This is a genomic window from Paenibacillus oceani (assembly GCF_014705615.1).
Classification (GTDB): domain Bacteria; phylum Bacillota; class Bacilli; order Paenibacillales; family NBRC-103111; genus Paenibacillus_AB; species Paenibacillus_AB oceani.
Genome location: NZ_JACXJA010000003.1, coordinates 146,604 through 162,952, shown reverse-complemented (window position 1 = coordinate 162,952; position 16,349 = coordinate 146,604). Strand labels below are relative to the sequence as shown.

The 16,349-nt window shown below is 57.6% G+C and carries 10 protein-coding genes; 2 read left to right on the top strand and 8 right to left on the bottom strand.

The features are described 5' to 3' along the window. Nucleotides 1–195 precede the first annotated feature (195 nt). The gene (locus IDH45_RS02515) at nucleotides 196–5,532 is read right to left on the bottom strand and encodes a WIAG-tail domain (protein ID WP_190924349.1); all 5,337 of its coding nucleotides are present in this window, start codon (nucleotides 5,530–5,532) and stop codon (nucleotides 196–198) included. Nucleotides 5,533–5,839: 307 nt separating this feature from the next. On the opposite strand from IDH45_RS02515, the gene IDH45_RS02510 reads away from it, so the two are divergent. Continuing rightward, nucleotides 5,840–6,217 (top strand): hypothetical protein, encoded by a 378-nt coding sequence (locus tag IDH45_RS02510; protein WP_190924347.1) that lies wholly within the window; start codon nucleotides 5,840–5,842, stop codon nucleotides 6,215–6,217. A gap of 173 nt (nucleotides 6,218–6,390) precedes the next feature. After that, nucleotides 6,391–7,443, top strand: coding sequence for a CotH kinase family protein (locus tag IDH45_RS02505; protein ID WP_190924345.1), 1,053 nt, complete (start codon nucleotides 6,391–6,393; stop codon nucleotides 7,441–7,443). 1,006 nt (nucleotides 7,444–8,449) lie between these two features. Here IDH45_RS02505 and IDH45_RS02500 read toward each other — a convergent pair. The 7 genes from IDH45_RS02500 to IDH45_RS02470 form a co-directional block, all read right to left on the bottom strand. Beyond that, complete coding sequence (locus tag IDH45_RS02500; protein WP_317891126.1) at nucleotides 8,450–9,643, bottom strand: glycosyltransferase family 4 protein; 1,194 nt, start codon at nucleotides 9,641–9,643, stop codon at nucleotides 8,450–8,452. Nucleotides 9,644–9,739: 96 nt separating this feature from the next. Then, entirely contained in the window at nucleotides 9,740–10,078 is a 339-nt protein-coding gene (locus tag IDH45_RS02495; protein WP_190924343.1) for a L,D-transpeptidase, read from the bottom strand. A gap of 197 nt (nucleotides 10,079–10,275) precedes the next feature. Then, a complete protein-coding gene (gene modB / locus IDH45_RS02490; protein ID WP_190924341.1) occupies nucleotides 10,276–10,947 on the bottom strand; it encodes a molybdate ABC transporter permease subunit in 672 nt (223 codons plus the stop codon). Then, on the bottom strand, nucleotides 10,944–11,801 hold the full coding sequence (gene modA, locus IDH45_RS02485) for a molybdate ABC transporter substrate-binding protein (RefSeq protein ID WP_190924339.1): 858 nt from the start codon (nucleotides 11,799–11,801) through the stop codon (nucleotides 10,944–10,946). Before modA ends, modB begins: the two co-directional genes overlap by 4 nt. Nucleotides 11,802–11,929: 128 nt before the next feature. Continuing rightward, nucleotides 11,930–13,717 carry a glycosyl hydrolase family 28-related protein gene (locus IDH45_RS02480; protein ID WP_190924337.1) on the bottom strand — a complete coding sequence of 596 codons (1,788 nt, stop codon included), beginning with the start codon at nucleotides 13,715–13,717 and terminating at the stop codon, nucleotides 11,930–11,932. Nucleotides 13,718–13,826: 109 nt separating this feature from the next. Further along, a complete protein-coding gene (locus IDH45_RS02475) occupies nucleotides 13,827–15,161 on the bottom strand; it encodes an ABC transporter substrate-binding protein (protein WP_190924335.1) in 1,335 nt (444 codons plus the stop codon). 76 nt (nucleotides 15,162–15,237) lie between these two features. After that, on the bottom strand, nucleotides 15,238–16,236 hold the full coding sequence (locus IDH45_RS02470) for a hydroxyacid dehydrogenase (protein ID WP_190924333.1): 999 nt from the start codon (nucleotides 16,234–16,236) through the stop codon (nucleotides 15,238–15,240). Between the last annotated feature and the right edge of the window lie 113 nt (nucleotides 16,237–16,349).

Genomic DNA, 16,349 nt, shown 5'->3' with positions numbered 1-16,349 from the left:
ATCCGCCGATTGTCCGATAAAAAGGGCTGTAGCTGCCGCAAAAACGGCGAGTGACGGAACGAGCAGCGGGCCGCAAAAAGGATGACATTCCGCTCCAAGCCAAACAGCAGCCTCCCGCTCCGCAAGCGGAGTGGAGAGGCTGCCGTCTGTTCGCAGCCGGCCGGTCAGGGGGCCGGCTGCCGCATGAACACCTTGTTATACGCCGGTGCCGATCGCGATCCAGTTAATCATGCCTTGGGGTTCCGGGGTAAATTTCGTCCGTACAATTTCTACGGTTGCACACCGCTCGGTTTTCGCTTTCAGTACGGAATAGCAGGCGGAATGATTCGTCATCGCCACCAGCACATAGCCGGTATCGGCGAACGGCTCCTCGAACGTCACTTCGATGTACACGGTCTCGTCGTGCACCGCGAACCGGAACGGAGCGGCTCCGAATTGCTGCAGCGCTCTCCCCGTCCGCCCGGTCGTCTGCACCGCCGCAAAATCGAGCTTGCTTGCCGGGAGCGAGCCGTCGGCGATATGCTCGGCGCCGACCGCTCCTTCGGCCAGCTTGCCCGGAGTGACCGAACCTGCTGCGAGCTTGTCGGACGTTACCGCTCCGGCGGCAACCTTTTCCGTCGTGACCGCTCCGTCCGCCAGCTTCTCGGACGTAACGGCGGCTGCGGCCACATGTACGGAAGCGACGGAGCCGCTCTTCAGCCTGCCTCCGGAAGTTTCCTCCTGGGAGGGGTCGCGCATCGGCCAGGCGATACCTTCGAGATGATGCGGCTTGATCGCGCCGACTTCGATGTGATGGCTCTGAACCGTCCCCGGTCGGATATGAATGCCCTCGATGCTGTCGGATGCCAGGATCGCGCCGGTCACCGACCGCGACGCCAGCTTCTCTGATGTAACCGACCGGTTCGCGAGCTGCTCCGTCGTGACGCTTGCCGCCGCCAGCTTCTCGGCGGTGACCGACGAGTTTTGCAGCTTGCCGCCGCCAATGCTGTCGTCAGGCAGCCGGTCGGCGAGCCAGGCGACTGGACCGAGATGTTCTTCCCGGACCGCGCCCGGCTCGAGATGCCGGCTCTGAACCGCGCCGTCGCGAAGGTGGCCGCTATCGACGCTGTCTGCCGCAAGAGCAGAGCCGGTGACTGCCCCGCCAGTCAGCTTGGCGGAGGTGATCGAGCCGTCTGCGAGACGGTCCTCGCCGATCGCTTCGAACGCCAGCTTCTCCCACGTCACCGTTCCGTCCGCCAATTGTCGCCCGCTAACGCTGCCCTCCGCCAGATGCTCCGTCCCGACGCTCCCGGCTGCGAGCTGTTCCGCTCCTACGGAACCCGCTTGGAGATGTGCCGATTGCACGGCTTCCGGGCCGATATGGAAGCTCTGAACCGATCCCGGGCGGATATGCTCGCTGCCGACACTGCCGGTCGCCAGACTGGCCGAGATGACCGATTGGTCAGCAAGCTTGGCGGAGGTGATCGAGCCGTCCGCGAGCCGCTCCGTATCGATCGCTTCGAACGCCAGCTTCTCCCATGTCACCGTTCCGTCCGCCAGTTGCCGCCCGCTTACGCTCCCCTCCGCCAGATGCTCCGTCCCGACGCTCCCGGCCGCGAGCTGCTCCGCTCCTATGGAACCGGCTTGGAGGTGGGCGGGCCGGATCGCCTCCGGGCCGATGTGGTAGCTCTGGACTGCGCCCGGACGAATATGACCGCTGACGACGCTGCCGGCTGCCAGACTGGCCGAGGTGACCGATTGTTCGGCAAGCTTGGCGGAAGTGACCGAGCCGTCCGCGAGCCGCTCCGTATCGATCGCTTCGAACGCCAGCTTCTCCCACGTCACCGCTCCGTCGGCCAACTGCCGCCCGCCTACGCTATCCGCCGCCAGATGCTCCGTCCCGACGCTCCCGGCCGCGAGCTGCTCCGCTCCTACCGAATCGTCCTGCAGTTGCTCCCGTCCGACCGCGTCTTTGCGGATATGCAGCCCTTGTACCGCTCCTTGCTGAATATGGCTGCCTTCGATACTGCCGCCGGCGAGAACCGTTCCGGACAGCGATCCGGGCGCCAGCTTCTTCAACGTGACCGAGCCGTTCGCCAGCTTGTCGGCCGTTACGCTGCCCGCCGCCAGCTTCTCTTCCGTCACCGCTCCGTCCGCCAGCTTCTCCGAGTTGACCGCGTCCGCCGCGAGCTTCGTTCCCGTCACCGCTTCATCCTGCAGCATCGCCGAGGTGATCGCATTTTCCTGAATATGCTCCTCGGCCACCGCTCCGTCCGCCAGATGACAAGACTGAACCGATTCGTTCAGCAGATGGCCTCCGCTTACCGACTCGAACGCCAGCTTCTCTCCCGTCACCGCCCCGTCGAGCAGATGATCCTGGCCGATGGAACCGGCCGCGATCTTGTCGCCGCCGACGATGCCGGCAGCCAGATGCTCCGCCCGGAGCGCGCCCGGCTCGATGTGATAGCCTTTGACCGCAGCGGCCTGCAGATGGTAGCCCCGCAGCGCTTCCGCCTGGATATGCTCGCTCCGGACACTTTCCGCAGCCAGCTTCTCCGAGGTGACGGCGCGCTCGGCCAGCTTCTCTTCCGTGACCGCCCCCGTCTGCAGCTTCACCGTCGAGACCGCCTGCTCCTGCAAGTGCGATTCGGCTACGGATTGGGAGGCCAGATGCCGGGAACGTACCGATTCGCCCGCCAGTTGAACGGCCTGCACGGCGCCCGGGGCGATTTTACTCTCTGTAACCGCGCTGTCCGCCAGATGTTCTTCCGTAATCGCCGACGTCTGGATGTTGCCGCTCGCGACGCTCTCCGGCGACAGGTGACCGGCGGTTACCGCTCCGGCCTCCAGATGCTCCGGCCGGATAATGCCGGACTTCAGGTGGCAGCTCTGGATCGCCTCATTTTTCAGATGTTTGCCGGTAATCGCTTCGTCCGCCACTTTGTCGCCCGTGACCGCTTGCGCGGCGAGCCGCTCCGAGTTCACCGAGCCGACCGCCAGCTTCCCGGACGTTACGGCTCCGTCCTGAATCGCATCCTCCGAGACGGCGCCGTCGGCAATATGCACAGTGCCGACCGAACCGGCCGCCAGATGCGCCGCTTCGACGGTACCTTCGCCGATATGGCTAGGAAGGATCGCGCCGCTCTTCAGATGAGTGCCGTCGACACTGCCAGCGGACAAATGCCGGGCCGAGATCGCGCCCTCCGCCACATGCGATCCGACGACGCTGTTATTTGCCAGATGGCGCGATACGATCGTACCTTCATGAACATGCTCGGAGACGATCGCCCGTTTGCCGATATGGCGGCCCGTGACCGCTCCTTGGGCCAGATGGGTTGAGCCGACGCTCCCCTCGGCCAGCAGCTCCGGCGTAATCGAACCGGGTACGACATGGCGCGTCTCCACCGAGGAAGCGGCCAGCTTGCCGCCGGTTACGCTATCCGGCGCGAGTTTGGCCGCGGTCACCGAGCCGTCGGCCAGCTTCGCTTCCGTGACCGCTTCGCTGCGAATCGTCTCGGAGGCAACCGAACCGGCGCTCAAATGCTCCTGGCAAACCGAGTCCGCAGCCAGATGTTCGCCAAGTACCGCTCCTTGCGTCAAATGCTCCGACGTAACGGCATTGTCCGCCAGGTGTGCACCACGAACCGCTCCGGGCGCCAGCTTCGACGCCGTTACGCTGGCATCGGCCAGCTTCGATGAGGTCACCGCCAGGTCGGTCATTTTGTCCGTGGACACCGTCTCGGGGGCGAGCTTCGAAGTCGTAACCGCGTGGTCCACGATATGGTGCGTGTACACCGTTCCCTGAACAAGATGGTTGCGCGTTATTGAACCTAGCGCGATTTTGTTCCACGTGACCGCATAATCCTGAATCGAATCGTTGCCGATCGACATTTTCTGAAAATGTTCCGTGCCGATCGCACCCGCTCCGATATGCTGCGATTTCACCGCGCCTTCGGCAAGCGTCTCTTCGTTCACCGCTCCGGGCGCCAGCTTGCCGGAGGTGACCGAGCCATCCGCCAGCTTCTCCCCGGTTACCGCTCCGTCGCGCAGCTTGCCGGTCGTCACGCTGCCGGTCGCCAGCTCCGTCTCGCCGACCGCTTCCTCCTCCAGCTCGTCGGAGCCGACTGTGCCGGGGGAGAGATGACGCCGGTCGATGGCCCGCTCGGCGATGGCTCTGCCGGAAACGGCGCCGGACGCCAGCTTCGGCTCCGTCACGGCGCCGCTCTCCAGCTTAGACGTGCTAACGGCTGCGTCGGACAGCCCAGCTCCGGTTACGGCCTGCGATGCCAGCTTTCCTGTTGTTACCGCTCCGTCGGCCAGATGCTCTTCCAGTACGGACTGCGGCTTCAGGTGCGACGATTGGACCGACTGAGGCTGCAGATGCTGCGATTCTACGGATTCGCTTGCCAGCTTGTTGGACGTTACCGCTTGCGGCTTCAGTTGGTCGGTTCCTACAGATTCCTCGGCCATATGACCGGTCTGGACGCTGCTTTCCGCTAGATGCTCCGCGGCCACCGCCCCAGCCGCCAAATGCTCCCCCAATACCGATCCTTTCTGGAGATGATTGGAGTCGATACTCGCTTCCCCGATCTTCTCCCCGGTAACGGCTCCATCCCGCAGCTTCTCCGTCAGAACGGCTCCGTCGGCGATTTTGGCCGAGTTTACCGAACCGTTGGCCAGATTGCTGGACAATACCGCTCCGCTTTTTATTTTCTCGCTGACGATCGACTGGTCCTGAATCAGGTCGGTGGAGATGCACTGTACGTGCAGATGCTTCGCCTCGATGGAGCCTTCGGCGATTTTCATCGAATCGATCGTTTTGTCGGCCAGCTTCTCGGACGTAATGCTGTTGTCGACCAGCTTCTCCCCGGATATCGATCTCGGCTTCAGCTTCTTGCCGGATATCGTCCCGTGAACGATATGCCGGTCCTCGATCGAAGCCAGGGCGATTTTATTCGCCGTCACGCTTCCTTCGGCCAGCTTGGTGTTATCGACGGCGTAATCCGCGATGGAATCGCGCCCGATGCTGTTCGGCTTCAGCTTCGATCCGTCGATCGCGCGGCTGGCGATTTTCTCGTTCGTAATCGCTTCGTCGACGATATCGTCGGTATAGACGACAGCCACATTTTCGTGCTGGGCGCGTTCGAATAAGAGCAGCACCGGAGATATATCCGTCGGCTCCTCGAACAGCTCCACCTTCTGGATCGTTTTGTCGGCAGGACTTCCGCCCGCAGGCGGAGCCGGCTCTTGAACGGCGGGCTTCTCCGAAACGGGCTTTTCTGAAACGGGTTTTTCCGCGGCGGCTTTGTCCGGGGCGGGTGCTTCCGCCGCAGGCGCCGCCGCGATCCGGGCTACATTGGCTTCCGGTTCGGGGGCGCGGTCGGCTCCTTGGCGTTCCGTATCCTCCGGTCCGCTTTCGTTACGTTTGGGTCGCGGCGCTTTTTGCGTTTTATCGTCGTCCAGCCAGCTTAGCTCGTTCATCTTGGAGTTGTAGATCCGCTGTCCGGATTGTTTTTTGGCCCGCGATCCGTCATTCGGTTTGTTCCTTTTCATCCGGGTCACCTTTCTTCTTCCAGGAGTAGTCATCTGTAACATATGCACCGATATGGGCACAGGTCACATTCGCCCGGCGATTTAGATAAGCGCCCAGCTTCCCGGACCGCATCCGGAAGGGGTGGAACGTTATACGAGGGAGGGCGCGTGTCCAGGTTTTCGGGCCGGATCGGCTTGTCGGTCTTCATAGCGCCGCCTATCAGGCTATCTTCCTATTTTTGCAAGAATTACGCCCGTAACTAGAACCAAACCTTCTGGACGAGTATACATTAATATCGAATCAGATTAGAGGGGAGGAAAAACGAAGATGTCTGATCAAACAAAAGTGTCCGATTTTGTGTTCGGTTGGAATCCTTCCTTTGGGGCATGCAATCCCCATCGTTCCGGCGGTGCCCATCATTCCCAGGGCCATCGTACCGGCGGCGCTCACCATTCGCACGGCAAGCATACGGGCGGCGATCGCACGCTCGGCAGCCGCACCGGCGGCGCCCATCACTCTCATGGCCAGCATGCCGGAGAAGAGCATCATTCCCACGGCCGGCGCACTGAAGGCGCCCATCATAGCTTCGGCAGCTTGACCGGAGGCCACCGCACTCACGGCAAACGGAAAGCGAGCCCCAAAAAGTGCTGCAAGCCGTGCCGGAAAGTTGTCAGACGCCCTGTCAAAAAGAAAAAACGCTGCTAGACGGGCTTTTCTCTTCCAAGCACGCATGCAGAGCTTGAACCAGCCGCTGCCATCCAGCAATCAATAACCGGGCATATGCCGTCGCACGCCACGTATCCTCCGCATAAAGTATCCCACAACAGCCTACCTGATCAGGTAGGCTGTTGCTTATCAGGAAAGGCGGACCGGATGTTATGGCATTGCCCGTGTACAAGTTCGACCTAGGCGCTTACGAAACGAAAATGATGAAGAAACATATATGGGACGGCACCTTCGTTAACGCCCGCCTTCATTTCAATGGGAAGCCGTTTGCGGTCCGTATCCGGTATCGCGGCGGACATACGCGCAACTACCCGAAAAAATCGTACGAGGTTCGGATCGGCGATATTACGTATCATTTTAATGCCGAATATGACGATCCTTCGATGATGCGCAACGCAATGTCTTTTCATTTTTTTCAAACGATCGGGGTGCCGAGCCCGTTAACCCGCCACTGCGAGCTATATATAAACGGTGTTAACGAAGGCGTCTACCTGCTGATCGAAGCGGTTAACCGCAAGTTTTTCCGGCGCAGGAAAATCAAGGTCCGCTCGCTCATGTACGCCGACAACGACAGCGCCAACTTCTCCCTGGTCAGTCCGGACACCCGCAAGAGGAAGCGCACGCTGTTCGAAGGATACCGGCTCGTCATCGGCTCCGACGCCGACCGTACGAAACTGAAACGGTTCGTGCACAACGTCAACAAGCTCCAGAAAAGCCGCCCGGCGTATCTGAAGCGCAGGCTGGATTCCGACAATTACTTGCGCTGGCTCGCCGGTGCCGTGTTGACAGGCAATTATGACGGCTTTGACCAAAACTATGCCTTGTACGAACATGCGCCCACCGGCAAATATCGCATCATTCCGTGGGACTACGAAGGGACTTGGGGGAGGAATTGTTACGGAGAGCGCTGCTCCGCCCATCTGGTGCGGATCACGGGCTACAATCAGTTGACCGAAGCGCTGCTCGAACAAAAGCACGTTCGCAGCCGGTACCGCGAGCTGCTCGAACAGCTGGTGAGCACCGCCTTTACAACATCCCGGATTATGCCGGTCGTCGAAAATATGCATCAACGCATCTCCTCCTATATGTATCGCGACAGCAACCGGAAGTGGCCCTACCGGACCTTCGCCTCCGAGCCGGACATATTCCGCAGCTACATTCAGGAACGCCGGGAGATTGTGCTGAAGGAGCTGGAGAAACTGTAAGTAAAGTACGCGGCTGCCAGGGCTTCCGGCGCGGGGTACTGCTTCGGCGGAGGGCGGCAGCGGGGGTTTTCGAGTAGAAAGCTGCAACGGCGGGGGCGGCGGGGCTTCTTGCTTGGGATGTTGGTTCGGCGGGCTCGGCGCCGGGCTCTCCCGGCGAACCAGCTATGCAAGCGGAAGTTTTACTTCCGATATTTCGCGTATGCAGCCGTCCGTGGGGGGTTAGCGGAACAATTGCTGCCGCTATTTGCACCTAATTGGGCTAATTCTCGTCAAATCAAGAGATTAGCGGAAACGAATCTTCCTCTATCGACCGATTTACCTCTCCATCGTAGTCTTAGAGGAACTCCAACTTCCGCTACCTCTATCTTCCTCGGCAATCAAATCCCCCTATTAGCCATCAATGCTCTGGGCGGCATTCTTGATGATGCATACGGCACTCTATGAGTTGTGAGAGCTCACACGACCTCGTTCTGCTAGTTAGTCCCGCTTCATGTACAAGCAAAGCACAATTTCCAGTTCAGAAGCAGGATACTCCGACAAAGAAAACCGTCAGGGGAAATCAACCTGACGGTCCTTTGACGTGCAAACCGATACGCTAACGCGTGAAAGGGAATGGTACCTTCGCTCCCAGCCGCTCGACTTCAGGTCGTGTTGTCTTTTTGCGGCGGTATCGCTAACGAACCCAGCAACTGTTATCCGAGCCGAATGCGGGCGTTTGAATTTGTAACGAACTCATGTATCGTTATTCCCGCATATGGGATCGTTTTTGTTCCACTTTCGGTTCAATAACGATCCCCGGATTCGTTACGTCTGGAATAACGTCGTTTTGCAGCGACAAGCACAATACGATTCGTTAGTCTTCGGACCTGAGTATACGTTCTCTAACGCCAAGGAAGGAAACCCATACATTCACTTTAGCACGGTAAAAACTTAAATTCTTCGGCGGAGATCAAAAGCTGTTACGGACACAGCGAGGCTGTCGATTCAATGTGGACAACCAAGCGTTCTATTTGCTCGCGATTTGGAATAATGCTTCCTTGGACCAGGCCATGCCGCCGTCCAGCTTCCGGTACAGCTCGAGCAGCCGGTTGGCCGAATGCTCCCATGTGAACCGTTCGCGTACGCGGCTCAGGCCGTTCTCGCCCAGCTTTTGCGCATAACCGGGATCGGCGAGCACCGAACAGATACTCTCCGCCAGTCCTACCGAGATATGGGCAGACGTAACGAGAAGTCCGGATTGCTCGTGCTGGATAATCTCGGTCATGCCGCCGACGGCGGTGGCGACAACCGGCACTCCGGACGCCATCGCTTCTACGTTGACAAGCCCGAACGCCTCCTGCCTGGCGGAAGGAACGACGACGACGTCAGCCAGCCGGAACCAGTCGGCGATTTCGCCATGCGGCACGAACGGGACGAAGCGGACGTTCGATTTGACGATCGACGCCATCTTGTGAAGCTTGCGCACATACGCCGTCTTCCGGTTGGAGCCGTAATAAGCTCCGCCGACGAGCAGCAAAACCGCATCCGGCTCGAGTGCGGTAATGGCGGGCATGGCCGCGAGCAGATGATGGACGCCTTTTTTAGGAATGAAGCGGCCGACATACAGCACGATTTTTTTTCCTGCCAATCCGAGCTTCTCCAGCATCTCCTCCCGTTTGCCGCGCTCCCCGTCGGCCCACTTGGAGACGAACCGGCCGGTATCGACTCCCAGATGGTTCACGACTATTTTCGAGTCCGAGGACGGGTCCATGGCGGCGACCTTGTCTTTGAGAAACTGGCTGTTCACCACGATCGCATCCACAGCTCCCAGGCAGGCTCGCAGCGACGGCAAGCTGATATGCGGTCTGGAAATAAAAACGGTGGAATGAAGCGACAGGACGACAGGTTTTTGCGGGAACAGCCGCTTTACGTATTTCGCATACCTCGGCCGGTTTTCCACCTGAATGACGTCCGGCTGCTCGCGCTTCAGCGCCAGGCAAATGTGACGGATATACGGTTTGGCTGCTGTACGTACGAAACGAATCTCCTGGATCGTCTCGCGGGCCGGCCGCCTCCCCATTTTTTTGCCGAATATCCAAACGTCCGACTGCTGCTTCAGGCGTTCTCCGATCTGCATGACAGTAAGCTCGACCGAGCTGCTCTTGCCTGACGGGATGACGAATGATCCGGGTGTAACGATCGCGACGCGTAACCGGGACACGTCCCCCACCTCCTTCTGCGATTGCACGTACGGGGATGTTCCGTACAGCTGATTTGGAATACGATCGAACTTACGGTCGTGCGGCCGCGGGCAGCGTTAAGCACGAATCGTAACGGGCGTCCCGACGCCTACTTGGCGGGTCAGCTCGAGAACGTCCCGGTTGTACATGCGGATGCAGCCCTTCGACACTTGGCCGCCTATGGAGGAAGGATCGTTCGTTCCGTGGATACCGTAATGTTTGCGGGAAAGCCCCAGCCAATAAGCGCCGTAAGGGCCGCCCGGATTAGGCTCCTTGTTGATTATCTTGTATTCACCGGTGGGAGTGGTTGTCAGCATCTTCCCGATCCCGACGGGATACGTGCGTATGACGATATCGTTCTCCAGAAGATGAAGCTTCCGGTCGGACAAATCGACGATAATTCGGAGCGACGGCAAATGGCATCCCTCCTGCCGGACTGATGGTGCGGCCGAACCAGGCGGGGTACCCGCCTATCGGATTCTATACTATATGCAGACATTTCGCGGGCTGACATCGGGGAAACGGGCTCTCCCCGTCCTTTCTTGCCTAACCGCAAAAAACCGACCGGCGGATAAACGCTTCCGCCAATCGGTTTGCTGTCCAGACAGCCGCTTCATCCGTCCTTTTTCCAGGAGACGAACAAAAGCAGCGCATACGAAATAACGATAATCGAGCCGGTCCACAGCCAGGCCAGCGTCATATTGCCGCTCTCGACCGCTACATAGATGGCCGTCGGAACCGTCTGTGTCCGTCCGGGGATATTGCCCGCAATCATCAGCGTCGCCCCGAACTCCCCGAGCCCGCGGGCAAAGCCGAGCACGAAGGCGGTCACCAGGGCGCGCCGGGCAAGCGGCAGCGTGATGTACCGGAATACCTGCCATTCTCCGCCGCCCATCGAACGCGCCGCATCCTCCAGATCCGGATCGACCGAGGCGAAGCCGGTTTTCATCGTCTGATAGACGAGCGGAAACGCTACGACGCAAGCGGCGATGACAGCCGCCTGCCAGGTGAATACGATCGTCTGATCGAACAGCCATTCCGCCATGCGACCGAGCCAGCTTCTTCGCCCCAGACCGAGAAGCAGCACGAATCCGACAACAGTGGGCGGAAGCACCAGAGGCAGCAGAAGCAGCGTCTCCACTACCGTTTTGCCGGGGAAACGGGCACGGCTCATCCCCTTCGCAACCGCGACCGCTGTGAAAAATACGAAAACGCTGGATAGAAGCGACACTTGCAGCGACAGGACGATCGGTGCGAGAAACTGCTCCTGCGATAGACCGCTCATGTTCCGGGGGCGGCTGGACTGAATCCGTATTTGCTGAAAATGTCAGCCGCTTCCTTCGTCTGCAAAAACCGGAACAGCTCCCGGCTCAGCTCCGGATGCCGGGTTGTTTTGACGACTCCTGCCGGATACAGGGCAGGCGTATAGGTCGAGGGATCGACGGTGAAGGCGACCTTCACCTTCTGCGAGGACATCGCGTCCGTTTTGTAGACGAAGCCCGCGTCAGCATTGCCGGTCTCGACATAGGAGAGCACCTGGCGCACATCCTTGGCCTGAACGAGCTTCGGCTCCAGCACCTCCCACAGCTTCGCGGCGGTGAGCGCTTCCTTGGCGTAGCTTCCCGCCGGCACGCTTTCGGGAATGCCGACGGCGATCCGTTTGATCTTGGACGCCGCGAGATCGGCTGCGGCACGCCACTCCCCTTTGTCGTCTTTCGGCACGACGACCACCAGCTCATTGCGCAATATCGCCTGCTGGTCATTCTCGTCGATCAACTGTTTATCGAGCAGCGTCTGCATGTTTTTCACAGCCGCAGACAGAAACAGATCCGCCGGCGCCCCCTGTTCGATCTGCTGCTGAAGCGCTCCGGAAGCGCCGAAATTAAACGTCAGCTTGACCGCAGGATGGCTGCGTTCATACACGTTCTTAAGCTCGTTCAGCGCATCGGTCAGGCTGGCCGCCGCTGATATGAGCAGTTCGGTCTGCTGCTTGGCCGGCTCGCCGCCCGCGCCGCCTTTCTTCGCGGATTCCGGGCCGCAGCCGGCAATATATGCGGCCAGCAATCCTGTCAGCAGGAGAGCTGCCGTTAGACGCCAGCTTCGACTTTTCCTATTCTCGCTTTTCCAAAACCTTGCCATGTGCAGAACCTCCGGCTGTAATATAGCGAATAGCTACATCTTACCATCACGCCGCCGGATGCACTAGAAAACAATGAGTGGGCGATATTCGCCAGGATCGGACCGAAGTGCAAGAATTGGTTTAGCTATTAATGGACGATAACTCCGTTATGAAGATTTTGCGTTTGCGTCACAGCTCCGGATATAACCGCAAAATAGGCGGATACGGCTCCCTGCACCAGATTTTGATGAACGGACAGATTCCCTAATATATGGGCGCCCGTCCGCATAAAATTTTCCGCTGCAGTCGGTCCCGAAATTCGAACGACATTACCCGTTGAAGCAACATTGCTCAACTTCTCGAAATAGAAACACCAAAATTTCAAGTTATCCGGTTCGATCGTCGTACGCATCAGATTGTTCGAGACGATAAGATCGGCGTTATAATCCGGATATCCGGTCTCTCCGTTATTAAAGCCTTGGAAAATAATAAATATTTTTTTTGTATCGAACAATTCGTTATTCGTAATGACGGCGCCGACCTTGCAATCATTGCAATAGATCGCACGATCATTATTCTTGAGAATATTATGCGATATAACCGCATTTTCGAAATGCTGGACCAGCACGCCGTAAGACGCGGTTCCCGGCTCTGCAATCACCTCTACGGAATTCCCCGTCACCAGGACATCTTTTATTTTTCCGACCGGGGCCGGAGAGAAGGCCGCATTGGAACCGATAACCTCAATCCCGTTCCCGTAAATCTTTTTGATTATATTGTTAGATACAGTGTATTTGTCGTATATTCCGAAGTACGTCCCTCTTCCAATCGATATGCCGAACGATTTGATTATGGATTTCTCATTGATGAGGACGCCTTCAATACAATTATTCGTGACGATGCAATTCCGCGAATTGGTTTTCCCCTTGATCGCGGCATAGTAGGAGTCAACGAAACGATTTCCGTCAATAAGCAGATTTTCGCAGGATGCATAAAAATCGATTACGCCGATCGGTCCGACTCCCGTCGTCGTTTGCCGGCCGTAATGTTGAAACAGATTATTGCGAATGACCAGACTGGAAAATACCTCGACCGCGATGTCCGCCGTAGTGATCGTAATAGCCCCGAGTCCATACATCGAAATGGGCTCGTTTTTAATAAACGTGTTATCCGATACGATGCCGTTGCAGTTGCCGCTGATGGCAATCACGCTAGTGTCCAAATGGCCCGGGGCGTTTTCGTATCCTTTCTCGAAATAGTTGTCTTCGATCTTGATAAGCAACGATTGATCGACGTCCGCTTTGTCCGCATCGTCATAACCGATTAAAAAGATGGCATTCGAAGGCGTATTTAAAAACTTGCACTTCCGTATGGAAAGAAAAGACTTGTCGTTGACGTAAGCACGATCCCGGGCCGACCAGTATACGATGCGATAATACAGCCGATTCAGTTGATCCGGCGCAATTTGATTATCCTTATTCCCGTCGAAAATCATGTTTTCGAAAGAAACATCGATTCCGTTTGTTTGGATATCGAACATGACGGTTCTTTGTCCGAGCGAATTCTTAAACTTGATTGTCGCGCTATCGTAGCTGAGGAAACGGATTGACTTGCCGATCGTCAAAGACGTGACTATATACGTACCACTCGGGAAATAAACGGTCGAGCCTGCTGCGGCAGCGTCGATCGCCGATTGAATCGCCGCCGTGTCATCCGCCAGGCCGTCGCCTGTCGCCCCGAAACAGGTTACAAGGATTGCGTTCGGATAAGGACAACAGTCGCCGGACGCATTCCCATAGACGCTTGCGGTCACGCCGCTTCCCTGCCGGGCAAATCCTACGCCGCTGCCGAACATTAACCCTGTAACCGCAGCGGTGCTTGCCGCACCGAGCAATTTTCTCCTGCTGATTTTCACTTCGGATTCGTTTTGTTTCATAGGTCGACTCCTCCTTGATCAATGAAATCATACGCCTGCGGGGGTCATTTCAATTTGTACAAGTTTAGGGCTGCCGCAATCGCCTTTTTCCTCACACAAAGGCTCGAATTTATTTGCCTACTTCTGCGGCAATTAACTTGTCTGCCCGTTCGGCGGCTTCTCTCAATGCGCTGTTGATATCTTTACCTGCGCTGTATTCGCCCAGAGCCGTCAGCACTTCTTTGTCCGCGATGCCCTGATACCTCGTCTTCATCGTTGGAGCCGCGAACTTCGCGGGCAAGATCGCCTTCATATTTTTTCCTTTGTAGAGCGGTTGATTGACTCCGAAGTTTTGCATGACCTTGCTTTGATCCTTCAAGATCGAAGGGGTTCCGCCTTTGGCCTGCCACTCTTGAAACTCGTCCGATGTCACGTAGGCGAGCACCTGGAACGCGGCATCCCGTTTTTTGCTCATGCTCGTGATGTAGTAGTAGGCGGGGTAAGACTGCGGCCCGATTCCTGACTTATCCGGCAGGAACGGCAATTGCACCATGTCCCAGTTCATATTCCCGAACCCCGCGCCACCGCCGCTCAACGTCATCAGCATGGCGATCGTCTGCTCCTTGAAGAACGGATTTTGCTGGTCCGGCAGCGAAAAGGTATGATTGGGCAGGCCGTTTCCGGGGATTTTATAAAATCTGGCCATGTTTTCGAACGCCCGCACGAAGTTGTCCTGTGTAAACAGCGCTTTATTCGTTTTCGGATCGAGGTGCGGTGCGGAATACTGGTTTAAGAACATCATGTGCTGGAATGCGAACGTCAGGCCCCGATAGTTGACTCCGCCTTCCGTGCGGGTCATTTTCTTCGCGAGATCGTACAATTCGTCCCAAGTCATCCCGTCTCTCGGGTAAGCGGTTCCAAAACGATCGAACAAATCTTTGTTGTAAAACAAGGCGCCGGAGATCGTATTCACCGGAAGCCCGTAAATTCCCCCGTTTGCCAGCTCCCGCTGAATATCGACGGTTGACGGCTCAAGCCGGGACAAGTTGTAATTGTACTTTTTAATCAAATCGCTTATATCGCTCTGCAAGCCGTACGACAGGAGCGTAGCGGGAGTGAGCCCGACGGAGCTGAGGAAAATGTCGATCGTTTGGTTGGTCGTGATCAAGTTCTGCACGGCGCCGTTCACGAATGTGATTGTATAGTTCGGGAACTTCTTGCGGATTTCGTTGCCGCCCAGCTGCTCCATGAATTGTTCCGCCGTCGCCCCGCTGGACGAGGCGAATACGAGCTCCACCTGATCTTCGGCCGCTTTCTTCGCCAGTTGCTCCGGAGTATCCTTCCCTTCCTTCTCCGCGCTGATCTCCTTGTTCCCGGTATCGCCTCCCGTCCCGTTGCCGCATGCCGCTAGCAGCATCGTGAAGGGCAACACGACGAAAAGCAGGACTAAAGTAACCGTTTTCATTTTACTCGTTTCCCCCTATCGTTTTCTCCGTCCGGCCGGCGTATGTACCGGCCGGGCAGAGTCGGATTCGTCTTCTTCAAGCCATCGTTTCCAATTGCTCGGGTTTCACTTCGCCGAGCAGCGGCGCTCCTCTTACAAGCCGTCCCAGCTCTTCTACGGCGAATTGCCCTAACCGCTTGATCCCGTTATTGACCGCGCCGGCGATATGCGGCGTTACTATGCAGTTGGGCAGACTGCGAAACGGATGGTCGGACGCCGGAGGCTCGGGAGCCGTGACATCCAGACAAGCGAATAAACGGCCTTGTTGCAATTGTTCGACCAGCGCCGCTTCGTCCACGATTGACCCCCGCGCCGTATTGATCAGGATCGCGTCGTCTTTCATCATCAGCAGCCGCTCGCGATTGATCAAATGATGCGTCGACGGTATAGATGGAGCATGAAGCGATACGACATCGCTTGCCGCCAGCAGCTCGTTCAGCTCGGCCTTCACCGCTCCGGTGCGGGCGATCTCCTCCGCCGTACTAAATGGATCGTAGACGAGGATGTCGACGGAAAATTGACGCAGAAGCCGAATGTAGTGCCGCCCGGCTTTCCCCGCGCCGATGACGCCGACGGTAAGCCCATACAATTCGCGAACGAGCTCTCTCCCTTGTCCCCATCCCCCCTCGCGAGTAATCTGCGACAATCGCCACATATTTTTCAGCGAAGCGATTGTAAGGGCAAGCGCCGATTCCGCCACGCCGACGGCTAATGAATCGTTGCAACTGGCCACCCGGATTCCCCGGCTCCATAGCTCCGGCGTCACGACCGGCTTCACCGTGCCGGCCGCGTGGACGACTGCCCGGAGGCGCGGAGCCCGGTCCAATATCTCTTTTGTTAATGGAGTGCAGCCCCATGACGTTACGGCCAGATCCGCCCCGGCGATAGTATCTTTGAGCGTTTCCGGAGAAGGCTTGCCTTCCGTTCGATTATAGATAACATCGCCAATCGACTCGAGCTGTTTGCGATGAGTGGCGTCAAACAATTTTCGTTGTACGACCAGGTCAGGCAGTATCGCGATTTTCAGTTCCACCATATTCTCTCCTCCACCGCGATGCTTATCGTCCCCGCTCCGCTGAAAGCTGTATGCGCTAGAACTCCGCCAAGCATTACGATTTGAAGTCCGTATTTTCCGGCCAAAATCGTTTC